Genomic DNA, 24,271 nt, shown 5'->3' on the forward strand with positions numbered 1-24,271 from the left:
ATTCGCTCCCGACCCGTCGTCGCTCACTGATTTTGTTGGAGCATACTCATGGCCATGCAGCGGTTCCGGCGGCCATGGTGGTTGAGTAATGGCCTCGGTTTCGCGCTTGGCGCGTTTCCGCTCGCCAAGGTGCCCGGGTTGGGTGTCCCCGTCGTCCTGGGTTTGACCGCAGCCATCGCACTGGCCGCCCTGACCCGCAGACCTGATGTCGACCGGGTGCTCCCGATCGAGGTCGCGATCGTCGCGCTCATCGGAGTTTCCGCGTTCTCGGCGGCAGCGAACATCGGCGGCCTGATGGACCTGCGACTCTTTGTGCAATGGGACGCCGCGACGTCGATCACGGTGATCCTGCTGCGGCTCAGCCGAGAACGCTTGATGCAGTGCGGTCGATGGTTCGTCGGCGGTGCCACGGTCGGCGCCGCGGTCGGCCTGCTGCAGATGTTCTCCGCGCTGCCAGCCGTGGTCGTCCGAGCGTTCGAAATCCTGGGTTACCCGGCCAGCGTCTTCTCGAGCGAGATCTATGCGACGGGCGCCGATCGTGGCATCCACCGGCTGACCGGGCCGTTCGGCCATCCGAACTCCGCGGCCGTTCTGCTGCTCGTGGCGCTGCTCATCGCCGTCGTCGCCTACACGGGCTGGCTTCGTGCCGGTCTGGTGGTGTTCCTGCTCGCCGCAACGGGCCTGACAGTGAGCCGGGCGATCGGCTTGTCGCTAATCGCGGCAGCGATCGTCCTCATCGTGTTCCAAAGCCGCGGCCGAACGGCACGACTCGCCATTGGTGGAACGCTCCTCGCTGGCGCGGCCGCCGCCTTCGCGGTCCCCGCAGTCCGCGCGCGCATCCTCGGCTCGTTCACGTCGAGCGATGTTGGATCGTCCGCGCGCTGGCAGGCGCTCGTCGACTACCCCCAGGTCATGAACGGCCATTGGCTGTTCGGCGTCGGCTGGGGTCGCAAACAGTTCTGGGATCCGACGACTGGTTACATCACCAACTACGTGGCGAACGCTCCCCTGGTCGCGGCGTACCGCGGTGGGATCGTCGTCGGGCTGGCGTTCTGCGTGGTCCTGGCCTTCGCGTTGGTCATCAGCTACCGAGCGATTCGGTCTGGACAGTGGGATGCCGCGATCCTGGGCGCCGGCTTCATCGGATTCATCGTCGTCGGCGCAGAACTCGATCACCCGATCGTCACCCACCCGGTCAGTGTGTCCGCGTTCGCACTGCTCCTCGCATTCGTCGCCGACCTGTCGCGGAGAGGCGACGACGAGTCACTTCCGGCGCTGGTCACTCCAGGCGACGACGAAGACGCTCGCGATCAAGCCCGCGATCCCGCCGGCCACACCCGCTGAGCCGAGCACGACCACACGCGCCGGCGGCCGCTCGTCGAGTTTGACGAAGGTCGCCCACAGGTGGTCCGCCCGTCCCGCAGCGACCACCTTGAACGACACGGCCTGCGCGATGGCGACGGCCCGAACCGGGTCTGGATCGGAGGCGGTGAGCCGGAACATCGCCGCATCAGGCGCGGACAACGCGGCCACTGCGGACCGGACATCCTCCGCACTCATCCCGAATTGCCGCGCCACCGGCGTGGCCACCTGCTCGCTGCGGGCCAATTCGACGTACTTGCGCACCCGTTGCCGTTCCTCGGCCAACTCGACCGCGGACGGACTGCCGCCCGCCGAATACAACGGAACCTGGATATCCACCGACGCCGACACCGGTCGATCGCGGATCATCGCCACGGCGATCCCGGCAATTATCCCGACGAGGGTCACCAGTGCGACCATCCGCCATCGGTCGCGAAGCAGGCGGGCGTAGTCAGTGACCGCCAAGCTCATGTGACCAGCCCCTCGACGGCTCGGTGCGGAATCCCGGAATGCCATCGTTCGGCATTACGGGCATGAATCTCCGCACCGGCCGTCACCGCCGCGCTTCGGTCCATCAGCAGCAACCGACACCCCGCAATGAACTCCTCGCTAGCGTCCCGCGGTGCGAGCCCCAGCAAGCCGCCGTGCGATCCAAGTGCAGCCGACGTGCCGATCACCGGTAGACCGTGACTGGCCGCTTCGAGCATCTTCACCCGAACTCCGCCACCGGTGACGATCGGCGCGACCAAACCGCGGCACGTACTCAAGAACGCCGGTAGATCGCTGACGAAACCTCCATCGACGACGCCGTCCGAAAGCATTCTGCCGTCCGAGCTCCCAGGACCGATGATCGTCAGTTCCGCACCCGGAATACCGTGCGAGATCTTCGGCCACGCGTCGAGGAGAACGTCGAGAGCCTCGGCATTCGGGCGCCAGTCCCGCGAGCCCATGAACACGAGCCGTGGTCCGCTGTGTGTCAGGTCGAGTTTCTTGCCCGGTGCCAGAGTCACGTCCAGCCAGCGTGCGTCGCGGATTCCGGCGGCGCGGTATCGCACCGCTTCCTCGGCGTCGAACGTCCCGACGATGTTCGCCGCACGCGCGACCCGGACTTCGTCACGAGCGAGGCGCAGTGCCTCGGGCGCGAGGGCGAGGTGGCGGGTGGCTCGCCACACGTCGGCTTCGGAGACTCCGGTCGTGACGACCAGTCGCCCCGTCGCTCGTCGCCCGGACGCGAGGTAAGACTCCGCCATGTAACTGTGGTCGGTGACGTAGACGTCGGCGTGCGTCGATTCGACCGCTGCACGCAATTGCGGCAGATCAAAACGGGTGTGGATCAGCGAGCGACGCGTTCGCAGGCTCTGCCACACCAACGATGGTGTCTGGACGGCCGGTTTGCGAACTCGGAGGACACCGTCGGTCGAGCCGTCCGTTCGGGACAGGCAGATGACGCGGACGGCGGTCACCTCGCGCGCGAGCCGGACCAACGCCCGGGACAGCGTGACATCGCCGCCGTGGTCGTTCTCGGGGTCTTTAGAGAGCAGAAAAACCGCGGTCCGGTCAGCCATCCGCACGCACTCCCCGCGATGCCCGGACGAGCCACACGAAGACCACCGACTCGGCGATGACCGCGCCGAGCGCGGCTGCGGGAGCCGACCAGCCCGTGGGAAAGACCCAGCACACCAAAACAGCGATCGCACCCAGCTTCAGCGCCGCACCAACGGCGCTCGACAACGCTCGCGTGCCATCCCGTTCCTGGATGAAAAGCGCCACCGTGCGCACCCACGAGACCACGCGCAAAGCCGTGAAGACGGCCATGATCGCCGTCGCGTCCACGAGCGATCGCTCGGCCGAGTACGCGGCCATGACTCCGGCGACACCGAGGACCAGCGCTCCCGCGCCGAAGGCCAGCAGAGCCGTCGTCCGAATCGAGGGACCGCCGGCGAGATGGCCTCGACTGTTGCGCAGCGATTCGTGGTAGGTCTGCCCGAAGAACTGTCCGATGGCGGTCGGTGCCCATGCGATCGTGCTCGCGAGGGCATAGATTCCCGCGCTGCGGTCCCCGGCGAGTGCACCGACGAGCAGCACGTCGCCCTGCAGGTAGACGCCGTTCGCGAAGTTCTCGAACGACATCATCGCCGCGGTTCGGAATGGGCCCGGCCAGGCCGGTTTGACTCCCCTGACCAGCGGAATCGCCCAGCACGCAGCGACCACCATCGGCATCAGATAGGCAAGGGTCACCTGCTCGAGGGTCGCTTCGGGCACCCCGACCAGCACCGCGAGGCCGGAGGCCACGGATGCCGCCTGCCGGAGGGCCGTCGCCCGCGTCAGCCGCCGCGGGTCACCCCTTCGGGTCGCGCGGCTCATGACGCTGACCAGCAGGATCTCCACCCCGGCAAACGCCAGACCGAACGTCACGACATAGCCGCCACCCAGCAGGTAGGACCCGATCGAGGCCGCGCCCAGCGCCACACCGACGAGCGCTCGAGTCGCGCGTTCTCGGACGAAGGCTTCTTCGTCGACCCGGACGGCCCGGACGTTGAACGGATGATCGACAGTCAGCGCAATGATCACGCTGAGCGCGGTGGCGATCGTGTAGCGGCCGTAGTCGTTCAGACCGAGAAACGCCAACATGGCCGCGGTCCACACCAGGCCCAGTCCGCGGCCGGAAACCATCCACGCCATCGACACCCCGGTCTTGGCGAGGTTGCCGAAGTCGGGAGCCGCGGTGATGCGATCGCGGAGGCTTGCCCGCGGCGGCGTACTCACCGCGACCATTCGCGCACGAAGTCGCCGATCACGCGGTCCGGGGCGCGAACGGTTCGCGTTGTGCGGGCTGCCTGCGACATCTCGTCGAGAAGCCGCCCGTTGGCGATCGAAGCGTTCACCCACGCAGCGAGGTTCTCGGGCTTGGGCGGCACGACCTGCGCGGCGCCGGTGGCGGCGAGCTCGGCGAGGGCCCCCTCGGCGTAGGCGGCGACCGGCGTCAGATAGGCCAGGCTGCGCGCTGCCGTGGCCGACGCGGGCACCGCATAGCCGCCGTAAAGGCTGCGTGCTCCGTAGGGTGCCAGAAGCATCCGGATCGAACCGAAGAATTCGTCTTCGGCCGCTCCTTCGACGGCCCCGAGGACACGGACTCCGTCCATCGGGGGCAGTGCCTCGGTCCCGCGCCCTGCGATCCGAATTTCGACCGCCGGATCGATCAACTCGCGCAGACGCGTGAGCTCGTCGAAGCCCTTACCCCGGTAGACGTAGCCGAACATGCCCACCGCGAGCGGGCGCTGGCTCGGCGGCGGCAGGTCACCGCGCGGCGGAACGTAGATTTCCGTGGCGATGACTCGCCAGTCGGGAAACATCGCTTGCGCACTTCGGCTGCCACACGTACTCAGCACGAACACCGACGTGTTCCGCATTCGGCGACTCTCGAGCTGCCGAACCCAGCGGTCCACGGGGAATTGCACGAGGTGAAACGCGCCCCGAGTTCGAGCGACCGCCGGCGTCCGGAAGGGTTGCCACACCGGGCGCGGCGCGTCGTGAAGTGTCGCGGTGACTCGGATGTCCGGGTCGGTCGGGAGCGCCCAGAACGGCACGAGTGACCCGCCGCTCAGTTCGCCGTGCACGATGGTCCGGTCCGTACCAAAAGCGGCGACGACGTCGCGGATCTGGGCTCGAGCCTTCCGGACATCACGCACGGTGTCTCCGCCTGGACCCCGATGCCGAATTTCGACGACGTCGCCGAAGTAGGGACGGGCCGCTTCGACGAAGCCCGTTGCGTAGTCCCCGGGTCCCCCGGACCCGACGTGCGGCGCGATGTAGACGAGGGTGTGCTCACGCAGCGCCGACTCAGTCACCCACGCACTCACTGGAAGAGGGGGCGGTAATCGACGGTGTACTGGAGAGCGTCACCATCGCGGGTCGATATCTGCTTGGCGGGAACACCGCCGACAACCGCGAGCGGCGGGACATCCTCCAGCACGAGCGCACACGCAGCGACCACTGCTCCGCGTCCGATCGTGGCGGCGACGACCGTCGACCGGACGGCCAGCCACGCATAATCCTCGATTCGGATCGGCACCGCCCAGGCTGCGAAATCGGGTGAGTTGATGTCGTGTCCACCGCCGATGAGATGGACATCGCTGGCGATTACGACGTTGTCTCCGATCACCACGCTGCGGCGCGCGTCGAGCACGCACCGAAAGCCAATCGTCGTGTTGTTGCCGATGACGAGGTTGCTGATTCCCAGCACGGTCGTGCCCCGCAGGATCGACGAACCGCGTCCGATCGTGGCGCCCCACAGTCGCAGCATCGCCTGGCGAAAAGCGTGCGAGGGAATGAACGTCCAGATGGAATTGAACAGAACCATTCCGATGCCCTGCCACTTGCGCGCAATGAGGTCCCGGAATCCACCTCGTCGAGGCGCCCATAACTCGCGGTTAGGGTGCCCCTCGAACATGTCGCCTATTAGATCAGACCGCCCAAAAGTTCGACGACGGTCTTCCGCCCAACCTCGAGCGCTTGGGTGAGGACCTCCGGATTCCGTTCGGCACTGTCGACGAACAGTGCGTCGGCGGGCGGTCGGACCTGCTTCACCGCGGGCCCCAGGTCGACCAAGTACTGCTCTTCGAGCGCATTGATCTCCGGCTTGTGCTGCCACGTTCGGTACGCGCCCGGAGCCTTCCAGCGCATGTAGGTGTCGCCGATCTTCTGTTGCAGCCACGGACCCGGTGCCTCGATCTCGCCGTCCTTGAGTGTGCGCAACACCAGCGCGTGGGTCGCGCCGCCGATCATCGCCGTGCGAATCGGAACGGACTCGCTCATGCCGCCGTCGACGTACTTCTCGCCCGCGAACTTCAGCGGAGCACCGGCGAGAAGCGGGATGTTGCAGGCGGCCCGCAGGGCGTGGAGCAGGGTCTTCTTGTCTTTGATCTTGGTGTGCAGGTCCACGGGCTTGCCGGTCTTCGCGTTCGTGGCGATCGGATGGAACGACGTCCGGTGCGACAGGATCGCGTTGGTGTCGAGCCGCCAGGTCTTGTCATACACCTCATGGATCAGGTGATACGTGTCGAAGACGGGCTTCCCCCACAGCATTCGGCGCGGGTCGATCACGCGCGCCAGGATGTTCTCGTCGGCCATGAGCGGCATCCGGTCGACGGCTTGCCCGGACAGGAACCACGCACCGTTCAGTGCACCCGCCGACGTGGCGTAGACCGCATCGAAAGCGTTCTGCAGCCCGACTTCCTCCAGACCCAGACACATTCCCGCAGTGAACATTCCGCGTGCTCCGCCACCCTCGATGATGAGGACGACGCGAAAGCGGTCCGGGACCCGGTGCGCCCGGGTCCCCAACACCTCGATGACAGATTCCACGGACCGAGCCTAGTTCCGCGGAGTTCCTCAGACTCGGGAGACCGGCTGTAAGGCGTCAGCGAAGGACAGCTTCTCGGGGTTGGCCACGAAGTACAGCGCGCTGATCTTGCCGTCTTCGACGTCGGCCAGGATCGCCGACACAATCTGCCCGTCGATCTTCACCAACGCCGCCGGCAGCGCATTGACGTGCGCGAATTCGATCGTGGCCGCCGCGCCGCCCTTTCGGGCTGCACCCGCCATCCACCGGGAGACCTTGTCGGCGCCATGGATCGGGCGCCGGGCCGCGCTCACCAGACCACCACCATCGGAGTACGCGACGACGTCTTCGGTCAGCATCTCAACGAGGCGATCGACGTCGCCGGTTGCCGCCGACGTCAGAAACTCACCCAGCACGTTCTGCGCGACCTGTTGGTCCGCGTCGAAGCGCTTCCGTCGCTGCGTCACGTGCTCGCGCGCGCGGCTCGCAAGCTGCCGAACTGCCGCATCCGATTTCCCGAGCATCTCGGCGATGTCCGAATGCGGGTAATCGAACACCTCCCGAAGCACGAAAACCGCGCGCTCGGCTGGGGACAGTGACTCCAGGACCAGCAGCATCGCGAACGACAACGACTCGGCGAGGATGACATCGGTGCTCGCGTCGTCCTGCGTGCCGATCGGCTCGGGCAACCAGGGCCCGAGGTAGGTCTCCTTACGCCGGGCCAGCGTCCGCATGTGATTGAGCGACTGCCGCGTGACGATCTGCGTGAGGTACGACTTCTCGTTCTCGATGGTCGACCGATCGGTGTTCGCCCAGCGCAGGTAGCTTTCCTGGACGACGTCCTCGGCATCAGCGGCCGATCCGAGCATCTCGTAGGCGATCGAGAACAGCAGGGGCCGGTACCGCGCGAAGGTCGCAGCGGAGTCGTCGCTCATGCGTTGATCATCTCCCCCGTCTTCGGCCCGCGCACCCACGCCACGAAGCGCGGCTTGGTGAGGAACGTGACCGTGCCCTTGCAGATCGACTCCTTGATCTTCGCCGCGGTGCCGCGCTTGAACGCGAACCCGCTCGCCGTTTCATCGCGATGCGAGAGCTGCAGGATTCCCGCGTGCCGTCCCAGGCTGACGCACTGGCCGAGGTAGCCGAGCGAGAACACGTCGGTGTCGTCGCCCGCGATCTGCGCGAGGATCGAGTCGGCGGCGTGCGCACCGGTCGGAATCGCGGTCGCACACGCCATCCGGATGTGGGTCCCGACCTCCACCGGGAGTGCGGCAGCATCGCCGACCGCGAACACCCGCGGGTTGTCGATCGACCGCAGCGACGCGTCGGTCCGCACCCGGCCGATGTCGTCGACGGTGAAGCCGCTGTCCCGCGCGAGGTCCGGAGTGGTCATGCCCGCGGCGAGGATCGTGCAATCGCTCGCGTGCTCGGTGCCGTCGCTCAGCACGACGCGGTCGGCGTGGACGCGTTCGACCGACGAACCGATTTGAATCGTGACGCCGAGGCGCACGAGCGTCTGCTCGACATACCGACGGCTGCGCTCGGGGTAGGACTCGACAATCGGGCGATCCGAGAACAGCGAAACCCGAAGTCCGGGCTTGGCTTCCGCGAGTTCGCTGGCCGCCTCGATCGCGGTGAGGCCGCCGCCGATGACGCTCACTCGGGCACCCTCGCCGAGCTCGTCGATGCGCTTGCGGAGCGCGGTCGCGGCCGTGAAGTCGGCGACCGAGTAGGCCGCCTCCGACCCGGCGAGGTACCTCGAATGCGATCCGACGGCGTAGATCAGGTAGTCGAACGTGCGTCGTCCCCCGCTCTTGAGGTCGACCGAGTCGGTGCCGATCCGAGCGACGGAATCGATCACGAGCTCGACGTCGGGCAACAGCACGTCCGCCAGCGGACGGACGGCCGGGTGAGTCGCGGCGACGAACTGGTGCAGTCGGATGCGCTCGACGAAGTCCGGCCGCGGGTTGATGACCGTGACGGTGACGTCGCCACTCGACGCGAGCTTGTTGGCCGCGATCGTTCCCGCATATCCGGCGCCGACGATGATGACGTGTGGGCGGTTTTCGGTTTTCACACGGTTTGAGGTGTTCACAGCACTCCCTTTCTCGAGGTGTCGGAATCAAGACACCAGCGGAGGGGGATGTGTGACATCCGGGCGAAAAAACTTTCAGATTGCTTCGAGCAGCCGCGGCAGACCCGTCGCCGCGGTGGACTCCCAATGGACGTCGACGGCCCGCGAAAGGTCGGTCCGTTCCGGATTGATCTCCGCCACGAAGACTCCGAATTCCATTGCGATCCTGGGCAATCCGGCCGCCGGATAGACGATCGACGAGGTTCCGACGACGAGCATGAGGTCGCACGACGCGGCCGCATCGGCGGCGGCGTTCCACGCGTCCTCGGGCAGGGCCTCTCCGAACCAGACGACACCGGGGCGGACGAGTCCCCCGCATTCGCACGACGACGGCTGGACGCGTTCGGAGTCGGGCTCGACGACCTCGACCGTGTGCACGGTCCAGCACGTGTCACATCGTGGAGTGCGCAGACTTCCGTGCACGTGGACGACGCCGGAACTGCCCGCCCGCTCGTGTAGATCGTCGACGTTCTGGGTGACGATCCGGACGTCGGCTTTCTGTCCCCAATCGGCTAGTGCACGATGGCCGGCATTGGGCTGGACGGCCAAGAGCATCGCGCACCGCCGCTGGTACCACGCCCACACCAGCGCCGGGTCTTCGCGCCATGCTTCAGGCGTCGCCAGCGTCATCGGGTCGTACTTGGCCCAGAGTCCGGTCTGCACGTCCCGGAAGGTCGGCACTCCACTTTCGGCGGACATGCCGGCGCCGGTCAGGACGGTGATGGAACGGGCCGCACGGGCCCGCTCGAGAAGTTCAGCCGGGACGGTCACGAACGCTGGTATACCACCACGCCGCGACCTTCGGCCTTCGTCTCGTACAGAGCGCGATCGGCACCATCGAGCAATTCGGTCGGGTCGGTATCGGCGAGGTCGACGACGTCCACTCCAATGCTGGCCCGGACATGGAGCGACTGACCATCGACGGAGATCGGATCGTCGAACGTCGCGAGAAGTCGGTGCGCCAGTTCGAGGACGGCCTGGCGAGATGTCGGCGGGCGAACGAAGGTGATGAACTCATCGCCACCGACGCGAACAACGGCATTCCCAGTCGACCGGGCCGCCTCCTGCAGTCGCTCGGCGATGGTCCGCAGCACGAGGTCGCCGGTGGCGTGCCCATGCGCATCGTTGACAGCCTTGAACGCGTCGACGTCCACAAAGCACAGTCCGGCGACGTCCCCCGCACTCGCCTCGTCGGCTGCCGAACGCAGCTGTTCCTGTAGGTAGCGCCGGTTCGGAAGACCCGTCAGCGGGTCATGCTGGGCCTGCCACTGCAACTCCTCGGCACGGGTGCGCTGCGCGGTGATGTCTTCGGCGACAGCGAGAACGTAGTCATCCTCGTGGTCGCCATGCGATACGAACGTCATGATGAACAACGCCCAGCGTAAGGTGCCGTCCGGGAGGCGGTAGGGGGCTTCGAAACGTCGGGAACCACCGCCCGAACGCAGCAGGCTGACCCATTCGCGAATGTCGGCGCCGATCTTCTCGACGTCGGCGAACTGCGAGATCGACACCCCGCGAAGGCGCTCGACGGTCGTGGAGAACATATCCGCAAACGCTCGGTTGACCTCGACGATCTTGCCGTCGACCGCACCGGTCGCGACGGCGATCGCCACCGCGGTGTTGTCGAACACCATCCGGAAGCGGTCCACGGATTCGCTGTCGACCGTTTCGCCGTCGGTCTTGTGGCGCAACGCGTCCGCGACGCGCAGCAACGATTGCCGGTTGGTCTTTGCCATCGAACCGAGTTCGTGAGCGATGGTCTGCACCGGCACCGCAGCAGTGTCGATGAACCCCTGCGCCCGCGATTGCACCAATCCACCCAGGCCGGAGAGAAGTCCAGTCACCTTTACGACGGGGTGTTCGGAACCGTCCTCGACCGCCTGCGCCAAGTCGGTGATGAGGCCCGCGAGAATGTCCGGACCAGCCCACGCCGCATCGGAACTCAGCGACTCCCACCATGTGGTTGCGCGCTGTGCGGCTTCGTTGCCGTCCAATCGACCTCCTCGAACCAGCCCTGCGGAATCAATTCTAAAGGGCCGCTATGGTTCACTGGCGATTTGCCAGCACAGTCACAGCATCGGTTCGCGGCGGTCGCCCGCCAGAAGTAGTTGCGGAACTTGGCGGTACGTCCATCCATCACCGCTGCGTGTGAAGACGAAAACGATGTCGAACACATTGTCCGCCCATAGTTTCGGCGGTTCGGGCGTGATGTGACCAAGCGCGTGGACGAGGGCCGGGATGTGGTTGTGCTCCCACGCCACCAGCGTGACACCCGGCAGACCGACCAGTTCGGCTGCGACCCCGGCCTCGTCACCGAGCGGATGCGTGTCGTTGATCTTCAGGCCGAGTTTGGCGGCAACCGGCATGACAGTTTCGGTGCAGCGAACCCCGCTGTTGTCTTGCGGTGTGGGTGACCACACCCGGTCGGGCCGCTGCAACCCCTCAGGCGGCTGACCGTAACTGGGTGCGAAAAGCTGTGCCAGTCCGCCGGCCCGGGTCCATCCGCGGATGGTCAGAGCTTTGTCGTTGGGCACACCGTCCTGAGTCAAACCCGGGCCCGGAGCCGCGTCTTGCTTCTCGGCATGCCGGATGATCATGATCCGTTGGACACCCGCCGCGTCGCCCGTCGCCGGAGCTGTCGATTGATCAGGGCCCGTCGACTTGGACTCGCTGCATCCGGCCAGCACCGCACCGGCGGTACCGATGGCGAGGATCTGAAGCACCGACCGACGGGTTGGCTCCGGAATTTCGGCCACCTGCCGCCTCCTACCAAACGCGGGTTGAAGCCTTCAGACCGACGCTATTCCTTCTGCCCGTCGAACGCGTCCAGAATCCGCTGCGCGGCCAGCGCTGCCGTGAGGCCGCCGTCGCGAACCGATTGCTCAACCTCGCGACGGATCTTCTTGACGTTCGGGTTGCTCGCCAATCGCCGCAGGAGCTGGTCATGCACCATCGACCACATCCACTCGACCTGCTGGCGTCGGCGGTTCTCGTCGAACTGGCCCGCATCGGTCAACACCTGCCGGTGCTTGACGATCGTGTCCCAGAACGTGTCGAGGCCGACCCCTTCGAGCCCGCTCATCGTGATGACCGGCGGACGCCACAACGAATCGCGCGGATGAATGAGGCGCAATGCACCCGCGAGTTCCTTCGCGGCAGCCTTCGCCTGGGTCGCGTACTGGCCGTCGGCCTTGTTGACCGCCACCAGGTCCGCGAGCTCGAGAACACCCTTCTTGATGCCTTGGAGTTGGTCACCGGTCCGGGCCAACGTCAGGAAGCAGAACACGTCGACCATGCCCGCGACCGTCACCTCGGACTGCCCAACACCGACCGTTTCGATCAGGATCACGTCGTACCCGGCCGCTTCGAGCAGCACCATCGTTTCCCGGGTCGCCTTCGCGACACCGCCGAGGGTCCCGGCAGTCGGTGACGGGCGGATGTACGACCGGCGGTCCGCGGCCAGATGGGTCATCCGGGTCTTGTCGCCGAGGATCGAGCCGCCGGTGCGCGTGGACGACGGGTCAACCGCCAGCACCGCGACCCGGTGGCCCTTCTCCAGCAAAAACATGCCGAACGCGTCGATAAACGTCGACTTCCCGACGCCCGGCACGCCCGTGATACCGATCCGATTCGCCTTGCCCGAATGCGGCAGCAATTCGAGCAGCAGTTCCTGCGCCTGCTCGCGATGATCGGCGCGCGTCGACTCGACGAGAGTGATCCCGCGAGAGAGAGCCGCGCGGTTCCCCGCGAGAATCTCCTGCGCGAGACTAGAGCCCGTTTGAGGACTCTCAGGCATCGAGTTGGTAGCCCAACTTGTCGGCGAGCTTCTGGATGAGGCCGACTGCCGCGTCCGCGATGACCGTTCCCGGCGGGAAGATCGCGGCGGCACCCGCTTCGTACAGTTCGTCGAAGTCACCCGGCGGGATGACTCCACCCACGACGATCATGATGTCGGAGCGGCCCTCTTTCGCCAGTGCCTCGCGCAGGGCGGGGACGAGGGTGAGGTGACCAGCCGCGAGCGACGAAGCTCCGACGACATGCACGTCGTTGTCGGCCGCCTGCTGGGCGACCTCCTCGGGCGTGGAGAACAGCGGGCCCACGTCGACGTCGAAGCCGAGGTCGGCAAAGGCGGTCGCGATGACCTTCTGGCCGCGGTCGTGTCCGTCCTGGCCCATCTTCGCGACGAGCACGCGGGGACGGCGACCGTCCGCTTCGGCGAACTTGTCGACGATAGCGATCGCCTCGGCGACCTTGTCCGACTTTCCGGACTCTTCTCGGTACACGCCTGAAAGCGTACGGATTTCGGCCTGGTGGCGGCCGAAGACCTTCTCGAGAGCATCGGAGATCTCGCCGACCGTTGCCTTGGCGCGAGCCGCGTTCACCGCGAGCGCGAGGAGGTTGTTGTCCATCCCGCCCTCGCTCGAACCGGCCGCTCGGGTCAGCTCAGCCAGCGCCTTCTCGACGTCGGCCTGGTCGCGGTCCGCGCGCAAACGGTTCAGCTTGTCGATCTGTTCGGCGCGCACCCGCGTGTTGTCAACCTTGAGAACCTCGACCGCGTGGTCGTGCTCCGGCTGGTACTTGTTCACGCCGATGAGCGGCTGACGTCCCGAGTCGATACGTGCCTGTGTACGCGCGGCGGCCTCTTCGATCCGCAGCTTCGGGATGCCGTCGTTGATGGCCTGGGCCATTCCGCCGTGCGCTTCGATCTCCGCGATGTGCTGACGGGCCCGCTCGGCGAGCAGGTGCGTCAGCGTCTCGACGTAGTACGAACCACCCCACGGGTCGATCGGGCGCGTCGTGCCCGATTCCTGCTGCAGCAGCAGCTGGGTGTTACGGGCAATACGCGCACTGAAGTCGGTCGGCAGCGCGAGCGCCTCGTCGAGGGCGTTCGTGTGCAGCGACTGCGTGTGACCCTGGGTTGCGGCCATCGCCTCGATGCACGTGCGAGCGACGTTGTTGTAGGCGTCCTGCGCGGTCAGCGACCATCCGGACGTCTGCGAATGTGCACGCAGCGACAGCGATTTCGCCGACTTCGGGTCGAACTTGCTCACCAGCTCGCTCCACAGCAGGCGACCCGCCCGCAGCTTCGCGACCTCCATGAAGAAGTTCATGCCGATGCCCCAGAAGAAGCTCAGACGCGGCGCGAACGAGTCGATGTCCATGCCCGCATCGAGGCCCGCCTTGATGTACTCGACACCGTCGGCAAGCGTGTACGCGAGCTCGAGATCGGCCGTCGCGCCGGCTTCCTGGATGTGGTAGCCGGAGATGGAGATCGAGTTGAATCGCGGCATCTTTGCGCTGGTGAACGCGAAGATGTCGGAGATGATTCGCATCGACGGCTTCGGCGGATAGATGTAGGTGTTGCGGACCATGAACTCTTTCAGAATGTCGTTCTGAATCGTTCCGGCCAGCTGCTCGGGCGCAACGCCCTGTTCCTCGGCGGCCACGATGTAGAGCGCGAGGATCGGGAGCACGGCACCGTTCATCGTCATCGAGACGCTGACCTGGTCGAGCGGGATGTGGTCAAACAGCTGACGCATGTCCAGGATCGAGTCGATCGCGACACCCGCCATACCGACGTCGCCCTGCACACGCGGGTGGTCCGAGTCGTAACCGCGGTGGGTGGCGAGGTCGAACGCAACCGACAGACCCTTTTGCCCGGCCGCGAGGTTGCGGCGGTAGAAGGCGTTCGAATCGGCAGCGGTCGAGAATCCGGCGTACTGACGGATCGTCCACGGCTGGTTGACGTACATCGTCGGGTACGGGCCGCGGATGAACGGAGCGAGCCCCGGGAAGCTGTCCACCGGGTAGCCGGCGGCGGCCGCGGCATCGCGGTCTTCCTTGACGTACACCGACTTCACGTCGATGCCCTCGGGCGTCGTCCACACGGCATCGTGCTCGGAGTAGCCGTTGGCCTCTGCGGCGGCGACACCGAGAGCCTGCGCTTCGGCCAGAGTCGGACCCGCCGGGTCGTCACCTTCAAGCGACACTTCGGCGAAGCTGCCGATCACATGACGGATCTCACGCATTTGCACCAGCCCCCAGCACGGTCAGCAGTCGGTCCAACTCGGCGGCGGCGTTGATCTTCGCCGTGACGTAGCCGTCGGGCCGCTTCTTCTCGGGGATCTCGGACACGGCCGTCTCCGGCCCGGCCAGCAGGACTTCCTTCACACCCGCGGCACGCAATCCGGCCACGGCCTTCTCGACACACTCGGCGTACCGGGCATCGGTACCCACGATCACCGCGATCGGTGAGCGCGACGCCGTGGCGGCATGTCGGAGCCCCTCGACTGTGGTCACGCCGGGGTTGTCGACGGCGATACCGCCGGCCGCCAGCAGGTTCGTGATCCACATTCCACGCGTGTTGTGCTCAGCGACCGGACCGAGCGGCGCGAGGAACACCTTCGGGCGCACACCGTTGGCCGCGAGGTACGCGTCCGAACGATCGCGCAACGACTCGAACTGCTGGGCATAGCGGGCAACCTTCGACCCGGTGCGCCCCGCAAGCGGCTCTTCACTGAGGTTCGGGAACTCGCTGACACCCGTGATCGGAATCTTGCGCTTCGCAATCGCCGCGTCGCGCTTGGCTTTGGTCTCCGCGATCCGGTCTCTGATCAGGCCGTCGCGGAACGCCGCCTGGTAGCCGCCGACCTTTTCGGTCTCCTGGAAGAAGGCCCACGCCTGCTCGGCGATGTCGGACGTCAGCTTCTCGAGGAACCACGAGCCCGCGCCTGGGTCCATGACCCGGCCGAGGTTCGACTCTTCGAGCAGAATCAGCTGGAGGTTGCGCGCGAGCCGTGCCGAGAATCCCTCGGGCAGGCCCAAAGCGCCGGGTGCGAGCGCCGAATCGAACGGCAGCGTGGTGACGATGTCGGCACCGCCGACGCCGGCCGCAAACGATGCCACCGTCGTACGCAGGAGGTTCACCCACGGGTCGCGCTGCGTCATCATCGCCGGGGACGTGACCGCGCGCTGGACGACTCCGCCGAGTTCCGGAACTCCCGCGACCTCGCAGACGCGGGCCCACAGCTGGCGGGCAGCGCGGAACTTGGCGATCGTCGCGAACTGGTCGTCCGTGGCGGCGAAACAGAACTCGATCTGCCGAAACGCCGCGTCGATGTCGAAACCGACCTCGGTGAGTGCACGAACGTAGGCGAGTCCGGCCGCGATGCTCGCGCCGATTTCCTCGGCATCGCCGGCACCGGCGTTATGGAACGCCAATCCGTCGACGAGGATCGCGCGAACCGTGTCGAACCGCTCCTTGGCACGCGAGGCGATCTCGAGCGCTGCGACAAACGAAACGTCCGGGCGTCCGCTGAACTCGCTGGTCAGCGGCGAGACGCCGAGGCAGATCGACATCGGCGACTGGCCCAGGGAACCGATGACGTTGAGGATCTGGACGCTGGCGTCGAGCGCACTTTCACCGGCATAGAGACTGATCGGCGCGAGGTCGACGAGCACTCCTTCGAGCGCGCGCCCCACTCCGGAGGCGGGCACTCCACCAGCACCGACCTGCAGGGTGATCGCGCCGGCGCCGTTGTTGAGCGCGTCGATGATGCGTTCGTTGGCTGTCTTGGCGTCTGGCGCGACAACGTATTCGTTGACCAGCCAGCCGCGCGAGACGTCACGATTCGCGTCGCGGCCCCGAACATACGGAAACGCCCCGGGGAGAGGTGGTTCCGGCAGTTCGTCGGCGCTCGTATAGAGCGCGGCAATATCGAGCCCGTCCACCGTGTGGGTGGCCAGGAGATCTTCTGGTGCGGCTCCAAGCGTCGAGGGATCTACCCGACGCGACTTTGCCAACACGCTTGCAACCGCTTTTCGCCATTGGTCGGGCGACGCGGTTTCTCCACGTTGAGTCACACCATGGATGCTAACTGGCGCACCCATCCCCGCGGACCATCGGCTACTGCTGAAGTGGCGGAGGAGGCGGAAAACCGGGAAGCGCAGAAGTCGTGTCGCCATCGCCGGCAGCCGGGAGGGTTGTCCCATAATCAGCAGGCTGCGCAGGGACATCGAACCAACCTGAGACATCATCCGCATCGTCATCTGCCGTGGCGACGTCGTCGTTGTTCGAGCTCGATTCGTAACGGAAGACTCCATCTGATCCCTGGGTGCCGAACTGCTTCGCGAAGCCCTTCAACGCCTCACCGAAGTCGCTCGGGACGATCCACATCTTGTTCGCGTCACCCTGCGCCATCTGCGGCAGCGTCTGCATGTACTGGTAGGCGAGCAATTCCGGAGTCGGCTTGCCGGCCTTGATCGCGGCGAACACCTTCTCGATCGCTTTCGCTTGACCTTGTGCCTGAAGGTATTTCGCGGCGCGCTCACCCTGAGCTCGGAGGATTCGGGACTGGCGTTCGGCCTCGGCGGCGAGGATCGCCGACGTCTTCGCACCTTCGGCCGCGAGCACTTGCGCGGCCTTATTACCCTCGGCCGTTTTGATGGCGGCTTCCCGGTGGCCTTCAGCACTGAGGATGATCGCGCGCTTCTCGCGGTCGGCCTTCATCTGCTTTTCCATCGACTCCTGGATCGACGGCGGCGGGTCGATGCTCTTGAGTTCGACACGCGCCACGCGAAGGCCCCAGCGCCCGGTCGCTTCGTCGAGAACACCGCGCAACTGGCGGTTGATCTGGTCTCGCGAGGTGAGCGTTTCCTCGAGCGTCATGCCACCGACGACGTTGCGGAGAGTGGTCACCGTGAGCTGTTCGACGGCGGCGATGTAGTTACTAATCTCATACACCGCAGCCTGCGGAGTCGTCACCTGGAAGTAGACGACGGTGTCGATCAGGAGGGTCAGGTTGTCCTGGGTGATGACCGACTGCGGCGCGAACGACACGACGCGCTCCCGCAGGTCGACCTTGGCGCGGACGACGTCCACGAATGGCACGAGGAACGTCAGCTGACCCGAAACGGTCCGCTGATAGCGACCCAGCCGCTCGATCACGGCGGCTTCCGCCTGTGGCACGAGTGCCACCGATTTGAAGACCACAACTGCGGCCAGCAGGACGAGCACCAGCAATACGACAAGCCCAGCGGTCATTACGCTTCCTTCCCGACAATGGCGGTCGCGCCACTGATTTCTACGACAGTGACTTTGGTTCCCGGCTCGTATACCTGTTCCGGGTCCGCAGGACGCGCGGTCCATACCTCGCCGGCGAGTTTGACCTGCCCGGCATGTTCGTTGACTTCCTCGAGTACGAGGGCGTGCTTACCCGGCAATGCTTCGACGTTCGTCGCATGAATCGGCGTCCTGGCGAAGCGGCGCAGCAGCGCCGGCCGCACGAGGAAGATCAGCAGGATCGAGACAACGGCGAACACAATGCCGTCGACCCACACCGGAGTGCCGACCAGCGACACCCCCGCCGCACCCAACGCACCGCCGCCGAGCATCAGCAGGAAGAAATCACCGCTGGCAGCCTCGGCGGCCACCAGCAAAATTGCTGCAACAAGCCAGATGAGCGGAGCCACGCCACCAAATGTAGACGAGATTTTGATCTCCGTGGGGGTCGAAGTTCCACCCCCAGGGCTTCTTGACCGGCAACTTCCCCGCGCCGTGACTAGCATCGATAGCGGGGGCGATCGTCATGGACGTGCTCTACATACTTCTCGGCGCAACTGGCGCTCTGGCGGCGTGTGCCGCAACCAGTCTTCGGGTCGTTCAGCAATTCGAACGGGGACTGGTGTTCCGTTTCGGCAAAGTGCGATCCGCGGTGCGCGGACCCGGGCTCGCGATGATCATTCCGGTCGTCGATCGACTGCAGAAGGTCAACATGCAGATCGTCACGATGCCGGTGCCGGGCCAGGACGGAATCACCCGCGACAACGTCACCGTGCGGGTCGATGCCGTCGTCTACTTCCGGGTCAGCGACCCGATTGCGGCGGTCATCAAAGTCGAGGACTACCGGTTCGCGATGGGACAGGTTGCGCAGACCTCACTGCGGTCGATCATCGGCAAGAGCGATCTCGACGACCTGCTGTCGAATCGCGAGCAGCTCAACAAGGGCCTCGAGATCATGATCGACAGTCCGGCGCTCGAGTGGGGCATCGAGATCGACCGCGTGGAGATCAAGGACGTTGCCCTGCCCGAGACGATGAAACGCTCGATGTCACGCCAGGCCGAGGCCGAGCGCGAACGGCGTGCGCGGGTGATCTCGGCGGACGGCGAACTCGCGGCCTCGAACAAGCTGGCGGCCGCTGCCCAGACGATGGCGGACGCTCCCGGCGCGCTTCAGCTCCGGCTACTCGAGACGGTCGTTCAGGTTGCCTCGGAGAAGAACTCGACGCTCGTGCTGCCGTTCCCGATCGAGCTGCTGCGCTTCCTGGACAAGTCGACGCCGGACTAGCCCTCCGGTTCGGTCACGAAGTCCACGAGCCGCTCCACCGCACCGATGAGCGGTGCTTCGAGGTCGCGGAACGAGGTGACCGCCGAGTACACCCGGCGCCAACCGTCTTGCGGCGTACCCCATCCGAGGCGCTTGCAGACACCGGTCTTCCAGTCCTCGCCGCGCGGCACCGTCGGCCACTCTTTGATCTTCACGGCCGCTGGGCGCACCGCCTGCCAGATGTCGATGTAAGGGTGACCGGTGACGAGCACATGCGGGCCGAGGCCCTGCACCATGCGCGTCTCCTTCGACCCTTCGACAAGGTGGTCGGCGAGTACCCCCACTCGCTGCTGACGGCTCGGGCCGAAGACCGCGAGCCGGTCGGCGAGGTTGTCCAGACCTTCCAACTGCTCGACGACCACACCCTCGACGCGGAGGTCGTGGCCCCACACGCGTTCGACGAGCGCCGCGTCGTGAATACCTTCGACCCAGATGCGAGAGCCCCGCGCGACCTTGGCTTTGAGGTTCTCGACGCGCACCGAACCGGATGCCGACTGCGTCGGCTTCTTCGGACCTTCGACCGTGGGCCGGACGAGCGTCACCGGCTTTCCGTCGATCAGGAAGGCGGCTTCGCGCATGGCGAAGATCCGCCGGTTGCCGCGACCGTCCTCGAGGCGCACGAAGAGCCCGTCGTAGGTTTTCTCGAAGCCGACCACGGCACCGCAGAATCCGGTCGCCGCGTCTTCGACGACGAGGTCTTTGTCGGCCGCGATCTCGGGTGCTTTTTGCTTCTGCTTCCGCACGTGACCTGCGTAGATGTCGCCGCCGTACATGTTCCGTGTGGTCATGGCTTCGACGCTAGGAAGGTCGGCCAGATGCCACGAACGCAACACGCGCAACTATGCCGAACCGCTACCCACGGGTGCCGAAGACGCCATGCGGGTCGATAACCCTGGCGATGTCGTCGACGAGCTGCGCGTATCGCGGTTCGCCGACCGGTGCCGGTGTTTGCACGCCGCGGCGGAACGGCGGGTAGCCGCGCTCGACGAGCAACGAATGCACGCGATCATGGCACTTCATTGCGCGCTCGTCTTCACCGTCGACGTCACGGTCGTACACGATCGCGGCGACCGCCGACAACGCCCGTTCGGTCACTCCGAGTAACGCAAGGTTCGGTTCGAAACCGGCGCTCGAGAATTCGCGTTCGACGATCTCATCAACGACGTAGGCGTGCGCGCCGTCGAACGGCACCGCGTGTGAAAGCCAGATGAAGCCGCAGCGATCGCGGTCGGGATCGAGGTCTGCCGGGATCGGATTCGTCTTGCGCCAGTAGGTCGTGGCGGCGCTGAAATCGTGTGGGACGCCGAGATTGGGAGCGCACAGTTCTTCGTCGGCCTCGAGCGGATCGTCCGGGCCTTCCCGAAATCGGACGTCGGCGATTGGTGCGAGTGCGTCCTGAACCAGGTCCCGCAGGGCATCGCCGTGCGCTGAACTCGCACCGTAGAGCGAGACTGTGCCATTCCAGCGACCGAGCCCGACGCCCTCGCGCATCATCTCGCGCATGTCCGCCGGCAGTGGCGTGATGTCGGTGTCGCTCCACGGGTACTGACCGAAGTAGAACGACAGCGCTTTGATGTCGTTCCACACCGGAGTCGTTGCAGTCGTGACACCCGCGAGCTTGAGCTTGCGCAATTCGTCGACCAGAGGAGGTAGTTCAGGACCGCTGAAAAGAGCCAGCACGAAGCGGGCGGGGTACGGCGCAAGCCAGATCGTGGCGCGGGTGACCACGCCGAACGTCGACTGGGAGAACAGACCGTCCAGATACGGACCGACTCCCCAGCGCGCCAGCGGTGCGATGGGCGCGTCGCCGAATCGTGCGAAGCCCGTATGGATGACGTCACCGTCGGGCAGCACGACTTCGAGCGCGCAGATGTAGCCGAAGCGATCGCCAAGCGGGCCGGTGCCGTCGCCACGTTCGAGCGCGTTCGCGATGACGCTGCCGCCGCCGGTGCCGCCGGTCACGCTCGCGAAGACGCGGGCGCCAGTGGAGCGTAGGAACGTCGCCAGTTGCCGAAAGGTGACGCCCGGCTCGACGGTCACGTAGGACATGCGCTCGTCGAAGTCGACGATGCGGTCGAGGCGTGCGAGATCGAGGACGACGGCATCGCGATGCGGCACGCGCGAGCCGTAGCCCCAGTTCCGGCCGCGACTCGTGGGATGCAGCGGCACGCGCAGCTCATGCGCGACCTTCACGCAGGCCTGCACTTGTTCGCGGTTGGCGGGGCGGATGACCGCGAGGACTCGCTGCTTGGTCGCGAATGTCGCTGTGCCCGTAGCGCGCAGCCGCTCGTCGTCGGTCCAGACGTGTTCGTCGCCGATCAGCGCACGCCACCGGGCGACCGCGGCATCCAACATCATTTGAGGGTATGCCCGAAAGATGCTGGTTGAGGCTCGGATCGAGTGAGGGCGTCCTACGCTGGTCTTGTTGCTGCCAGGGTGGAGGTGAGGCGGTGACTGACGATGGCGATCTCCGTTCCGAGTCGGTGTTTCGCGATCGCTGGCGAGAACGACGGTCCGCGTCGTCACCGTTTGGCGAACTGGTCAAGCAGCCGAGATGGATCACCGCGGGTGTTCTCGCGCTGGGATTGTTGATCGCCGCCGGACTCACTGCAGGCTTCACGATCACCATCGCGCAGACCGCGGCGCTGCCCGCAGCGGTACAAAGTACTTCGGTGACGGCCGTGCGGTCCGGCGACTCGGCGCCCGATCCGGGGACGGTGGCTCAGTTCCGCGATGCTTCCGGGGTGACGATCAATGCGACCGTCAGCGAGGTGACGGCTACCGAGGTACTTGCGCAGTTGGAGCACCCGAGTTCGTCACCGGCCGGCGTGCTCGTCGTGCCGTCGGGGCGTCAACGACTGATCGATGTCCTGCTGTCGAGGCTGCTGTGAGGCTCCATCCATGAAGCTCCGCCGGCGCACGATTCCCTTCATCGGTCAGGCCGAGATGGCCGACTGCGGTGCCGCCGCACTGGCGATGACGCTGGGCTATCACGGTCGACATGTGTCGCTCGCCGAGATGCATGAGGCGACCGGCACCGGGCGCGATGGGATCGACGCACTGCGACTGGCCGAAGCGGCGACCACCTACGGATTGCGCGCCCGCGGGGTCTCCACGGAACTCGGTGACCTCCGCGCGCTCCCCCGCGGATCCGTATTGCATTGGGGCGAGTCTCATTTCGTCGTTCTCGACACGACGTCCCGGCGCGGCGTCACCATCGTCGATCCCGTCGTCGGCCGCTACACCGTGACCTGGGGAGCCGCCAGCGACCTGTACAGCGGTGTCGCGATCATGTTCGAACCGACCGAGTCATTTTCCGCGGGTGGCCGTCGGGCTCCCGGCGCCGTGCACCACGCGCGCCGGCTGATCACCCGATCGAGTGGAATCGGTCCGGTGCTCGCCACGTCCGTGGTGGTCCGGTTCATGGCCCTGGCCGTCCCGGTGCTGACGGGCGTCGTGGTCGATCAGGTGGTGCCCAACGGCGATGGGCACCTGCTCAAAGTCCTGGCGGCCGTGATGGCTGCCCTGATCGCATATTCCGTTCTTGCGAGTTTTCTGCGCGCTCAACTCCTGCTGCGACTGCGGAGCCAGTTAGACGTCAACATGACGTTGGACTTCCTCGAGCACCTGGTCGACCTGCCGTATGCGTTCTTTCTCAAGCGCTCGTCGGGCGACCTCATGATGCGTTTGAACAGCAATTCGACCGTGCGCGAGATCCTGACCACCGGCACCATCGCAGCGCTCCTCGACGGCGCGCTGGCCACGTTGTATTTGGTCATCCTGTTTGCGTTGTCGCCCACGCTCGGGCTTCTGGTCATCGTCCTCGGAGCTGCGCAGGTCATGGTGCTCCTGGCGGCTCGACGCCGGAACCAGCAGCTCATGGGCGAGGCACTCGCCACCGAGGCCAAGGCGCAGTCCTACGCCTATGAGATGTTCGCCGCCGTCGAAACGCTCAAGGCCGCCGGTGCCGAGCGGCGCGCGGTATCGCACTGGACCAACTTGTTCGTCGCCGAACTCAACGTCTCGGTCCGTCGCGGCCGCCTCGAAGCCGTGGTCGAGACGGCGATCCACGGACTGGCGTTGCTCTCCCCGATCTCTGTTCTCCTGGTCGGGGCGTACTTGGTGGATAGTGGTTCGCTGTCACTCGGTTCGATGCTTGCCCTCGCCGCTCTCGCGGCCGGATTCCTCGAACCGCTGGGGGTTTTGATCGGGACCGCGCTGCAGCTTCAATTGCTCGGCAGTTACCTCGCGCGGCTCAACGATGTCTTCGATACGGCGACGGAAACGGAGGGCCGTGACCTGCGGCATGCGCCGAAGCTCACCGGAGCGATGCGCGCCGAAGGACTCGACTTCCGCTACCACCCGCACGGTCCGTTGATCGTCGACGGCGTCGACCTCACGGTGGAGCCCGGCCAGGTTCTGGCCATCGTCGGACGCTCGGGTTCGGGTAAGTCCACTCTCGGTCGCCTGCTGCTCGGCCTGTATACACCGTCGAGCGGGCGCGTGCTGCTGGACGACCTAGACCTCGCCACGCTGTACCCGCGCAGTGTGCGCTCCCAGATCGGGGTCGTCACTCAAGACCCTTACATCTTCGGGCTGTCGGTTCGCGACAATCTGCTGGTGGCGGACCCCAACCTGTCGATGGACCGGCTCGAAGCCGCCGCCGAGGCCGCCGAAATCGCTGCCGAGATCCGGGCGATGCCGATGGGTTGGGAAACCCCTCTCGTCGATGCGGGCGCGTCCTTGTCGGGTGGCCAACGCCAGCGGCTTGCCCTGGCGCGTGCGCTCGCCCCGGAGCCACGAATCCTGCTTCTCGACGAAGCGACGAGCAATCTCGACACCGTCACCGAGGCCAGAGTTCACGCCAATATCGCGCGCCTCGGGTGCACCGTCATTCTCATCGCGCATCGGCTCGCCACGGTGATCGGCGCCGACCACATTGTGGTTCTGGACGCGGGGCGAGTAGTCGAGTCCGGCCGTCACGCCGATCTGATGGCAGCCGGCGGTCAATATTCGAAACTCATTGCCAGCCAAGTCGTGAGCGAATAA

22 protein-coding genes are annotated in these 24,271 nt (G+C 65.9%); 4 read left to right on the plus strand and 18 right to left on the minus strand.

The features are described from left to right. Positions 1-48: 48 nt before the first annotated feature. Positions 49-1,344: an O-antigen ligase family protein gene (locus tag F600_RS31930; protein WP_018162457.1), complete on the plus strand. Its 1,296-nt coding sequence runs from the start codon at positions 49-51 to the stop codon at positions 1,342-1,344. Here F600_RS31930 and F600_RS30725 read toward each other — a convergent pair. The 16 genes from F600_RS30725 to F600_RS0120230 all read right to left on the minus strand — a co-directional run bounded on the left by F600_RS30725 (position 1,264) and on the right by F600_RS0120230 (position 18,308). Then, positions 1,264-1,833 carry a Wzz/FepE/Etk N-terminal domain-containing protein gene (locus F600_RS30725; RefSeq protein ID WP_018162458.1) on the minus strand — a complete coding sequence of 190 codons (570 nt, stop codon included), beginning with the start codon at positions 1,831-1,833 and terminating at the stop codon, positions 1,264-1,266. The genes F600_RS31930 and F600_RS30725 overlap by 81 nt on opposite strands. Then, on the minus strand, positions 1,830-2,927 hold the full coding sequence (locus F600_RS0120160) for a glycosyltransferase (RefSeq protein WP_018162459.1): 1,098 nt from the start codon (positions 2,925-2,927) through the stop codon (positions 1,830-1,832). The genes F600_RS30725 and F600_RS0120160 overlap by 4 nt, the downstream gene beginning before the upstream one ends. Further along, positions 2,920-4,128: a lipopolysaccharide biosynthesis protein gene (locus F600_RS29165; protein WP_156024696.1), complete on the minus strand. Its 1,209-nt coding sequence runs from the start codon at positions 4,126-4,128 to the stop codon at positions 2,920-2,922. Before F600_RS29165 ends, F600_RS0120160 begins: the two co-directional genes overlap by 8 nt. After that, positions 4,125-5,210, minus strand: coding sequence for a glycosyltransferase family protein (locus tag F600_RS29170; RefSeq protein WP_040632163.1), 1,086 nt, complete (start codon positions 5,208-5,210; stop codon positions 4,125-4,127). The genes F600_RS29165 and F600_RS29170 overlap by 4 nt, the downstream gene beginning before the upstream one ends. Positions 5,211-5,218: 8 nt before the next feature. After that, positions 5,219-5,812, minus strand: a complete 594-nt coding sequence (locus F600_RS0120175) for an acyltransferase (protein ID WP_040631885.1) — start codon at positions 5,810-5,812, stop codon at positions 5,219-5,221. Positions 5,813-5,820: 8 nt separating this feature from the next. Continuing rightward, positions 5,821-6,726: a patatin-like phospholipase family protein gene (locus tag F600_RS0120180; protein ID WP_018162463.1), complete on the minus strand. Its 906-nt coding sequence runs from the start codon at positions 6,724-6,726 to the stop codon at positions 5,821-5,823. Between the two features lie 27 nt (positions 6,727-6,753). After that, a complete protein-coding gene (locus F600_RS0120185) occupies positions 6,754-7,638 on the minus strand; it encodes an RNA polymerase sigma-70 factor (protein ID WP_018162464.1) in 885 nt (294 codons plus the stop codon). Further along, a complete protein-coding gene (locus tag F600_RS0120190) occupies positions 7,635-8,798 on the minus strand; it encodes an NAD(P)/FAD-dependent oxidoreductase (RefSeq protein ID WP_018162465.1) in 1,164 nt (387 codons plus the stop codon). The genes F600_RS0120185 and F600_RS0120190 overlap by 4 nt, the downstream gene beginning before the upstream one ends. A 75-nt stretch (positions 8,799-8,873) precedes the next feature. Next, positions 8,874-9,608: an SIR2 family NAD-dependent protein deacylase gene (locus tag F600_RS0120195; protein WP_018162466.1), complete on the minus strand. Its 735-nt coding sequence runs from the start codon at positions 9,606-9,608 to the stop codon at positions 8,874-8,876. Further along, a complete protein-coding gene (locus F600_RS29175) occupies positions 9,605-10,831 on the minus strand; it encodes a diguanylate cyclase domain-containing protein (protein ID WP_018162467.1) in 1,227 nt (408 codons plus the stop codon). Before F600_RS29175 ends, F600_RS0120195 begins: the two co-directional genes overlap by 4 nt. A gap of 75 nt (positions 10,832-10,906) precedes the next feature. Then, complete coding sequence (locus F600_RS29180; RefSeq protein ID WP_018162468.1) at positions 10,907-11,593, minus strand: hypothetical protein; 687 nt, start codon at positions 11,591-11,593, stop codon at positions 10,907-10,909. A 44-nt stretch (positions 11,594-11,637) separates the two neighbouring features. Beyond that, on the minus strand, positions 11,638-12,633 hold the full coding sequence (gene meaB / locus F600_RS0120210) for a methylmalonyl Co-A mutase-associated GTPase MeaB (protein ID WP_018162469.1): 996 nt from the start codon (positions 12,631-12,633) through the stop codon (positions 11,638-11,640). After that, a complete protein-coding gene (gene scpA, locus F600_RS0120215; RefSeq protein WP_018162470.1) occupies positions 12,626-14,866 on the minus strand; it encodes a methylmalonyl-CoA mutase in 2,241 nt (746 codons plus the stop codon). The genes meaB and scpA overlap by 8 nt, the downstream gene beginning before the upstream one ends. Further along, positions 14,859-16,700, minus strand: coding sequence for a methylmalonyl-CoA mutase family protein (locus tag F600_RS0120220; protein ID WP_026306760.1), 1,842 nt, complete (start codon positions 16,698-16,700; stop codon positions 14,859-14,861). The genes scpA and F600_RS0120220 overlap by 8 nt, the downstream gene beginning before the upstream one ends. A 43-nt stretch (positions 16,701-16,743) precedes the next feature. Continuing rightward, positions 16,744-17,880, minus strand: coding sequence for an SPFH domain-containing protein (locus tag F600_RS0120225; RefSeq protein ID WP_018162472.1), 1,137 nt, complete (start codon positions 17,878-17,880; stop codon positions 16,744-16,746). After that, on the minus strand, positions 17,880-18,308 hold the full coding sequence (locus F600_RS0120230) for an NfeD family protein (protein ID WP_018162473.1): 429 nt from the start codon (positions 18,306-18,308) through the stop codon (positions 17,880-17,882). The genes F600_RS0120225 and F600_RS0120230 overlap by 1 nt, the downstream gene beginning before the upstream one ends. 116 nt (positions 18,309-18,424) lie before the next feature. Here F600_RS0120230 and F600_RS29185 point away from each other — a divergent pair, with 116 nt between their 5' ends. Next, the gene (locus F600_RS29185; protein ID WP_018162474.1) at positions 18,425-19,183 is read left to right on the plus strand and encodes an SPFH domain-containing protein; all 759 of its coding nucleotides are present in this window, start codon (positions 18,425-18,427) and stop codon (positions 19,181-19,183) included. Here the strand turns inward: F600_RS29185 and F600_RS0120240 are convergent. Then, on the minus strand, positions 19,180-20,010 hold the full coding sequence (locus F600_RS0120240; protein ID WP_026306761.1) for a DUF3097 domain-containing protein: 831 nt from the start codon (positions 20,008-20,010) through the stop codon (positions 19,180-19,182). The two genes, F600_RS29185 and F600_RS0120240, sit on opposite strands and share 4 nt — an antisense overlap. Before the next feature lie 64 nt (positions 20,011-20,074). Then, positions 20,075-21,577, minus strand: a complete 1,503-nt coding sequence (locus F600_RS0120245) for an FAD-binding oxidoreductase (RefSeq protein ID WP_162141455.1) — start codon at positions 21,575-21,577, stop codon at positions 20,075-20,077. A gap of 95 nt (positions 21,578-21,672) precedes the next feature. Between F600_RS0120245 and F600_RS0120250 the strand changes: the two genes are divergently transcribed. Together F600_RS0120250 and F600_RS0120255 are read left to right on the plus strand one after the other, a co-directional pair. Then, positions 21,673-22,113: a hypothetical protein gene (locus F600_RS0120250; RefSeq protein WP_018162477.1), complete on the plus strand. Its 441-nt coding sequence runs from the start codon at positions 21,673-21,675 to the stop codon at positions 22,111-22,113. Positions 22,114-22,123: 10 nt separating this feature from the next. Further along, on the plus strand, positions 22,124-24,271 hold the full coding sequence (locus tag F600_RS0120255) for a peptidase domain-containing ABC transporter (protein ID WP_018162478.1): 2,148 nt from the start codon (positions 22,124-22,126) through the stop codon (positions 24,269-24,271).

It is taken from the genome of Smaragdicoccus niigatensis DSM 44881 = NBRC 103563 (genome assembly GCF_000380645.1).
GTDB lineage: Bacteria > Actinomycetota > Actinomycetes > Mycobacteriales > Mycobacteriaceae > Smaragdicoccus > Smaragdicoccus niigatensis.

Coding starts and splice junctions, on each gene's coding strand:
- F600_RS31930 (WP_018162457.1), top strand. CDS start 49: ATGGCCATGCAGCGGTTCCGGCGGCCATGGTGGTTGAGTAATGGCCTC.
- F600_RS30725 (WP_018162458.1), bottom strand. CDS start 1,833: ATGAGCTTGGCGGTCACTGACTACGCCCGCCTGCTTCGCGACCGATGG.
- F600_RS0120160 (WP_018162459.1), bottom strand. CDS start 2,927: ATGGCTGACCGGACCGCGGTTTTTCTGCTCTCTAAAGACCCCGAGAAC.
- F600_RS0120175 (WP_040631885.1), bottom strand. CDS start 5,812: ATGTTCGAGGGGCACCCTAACCGCGAGTTATGGGCGCCTCGACGAGGT.
- F600_RS0120185 (WP_018162464.1), bottom strand. CDS start 7,638: ATGAGCGACGACTCCGCTGCGACCTTCGCGCGGTACCGGCCCCTGCTG.
- meaB (WP_018162469.1), bottom strand. CDS start 12,633: ATGCCTGAGAGTCCTCAAACGGGCTCTAGTCTCGCGCAGGAGATTCTC.
- scpA (WP_018162470.1), bottom strand. CDS start 14,866: ATGCGTGAGATCCGTCATGTGATCGGCAGCTTCGCCGAAGTGTCGCTT.
- F600_RS0120225 (WP_018162472.1), bottom strand. CDS start 17,880: ATGACCGCTGGGCTTGTCGTATTGCTGGTGCTCGTCCTGCTGGCCGCA.
- F600_RS29185 (WP_018162474.1), top strand. CDS start 18,425: ATGGACGTGCTCTACATACTTCTCGGCGCAACTGGCGCTCTGGCGGCG.
- F600_RS0120240 (WP_026306761.1), bottom strand. CDS start 20,010: ATGACCACACGGAACATGTACGGCGGCGACATCTACGCAGGTCACGTG.
- F600_RS0120245 (WP_162141455.1), bottom strand. CDS start 21,577: ATGTTGGATGCCGCGGTCGCCCGGTGGCGTGCGCTGATCGGCGACGAA.
- F600_RS0120255 (WP_018162478.1), top strand. CDS start 22,124: ATGAAGCTCCGCCGGCGCACGATTCCCTTCATCGGTCAGGCCGAGATG.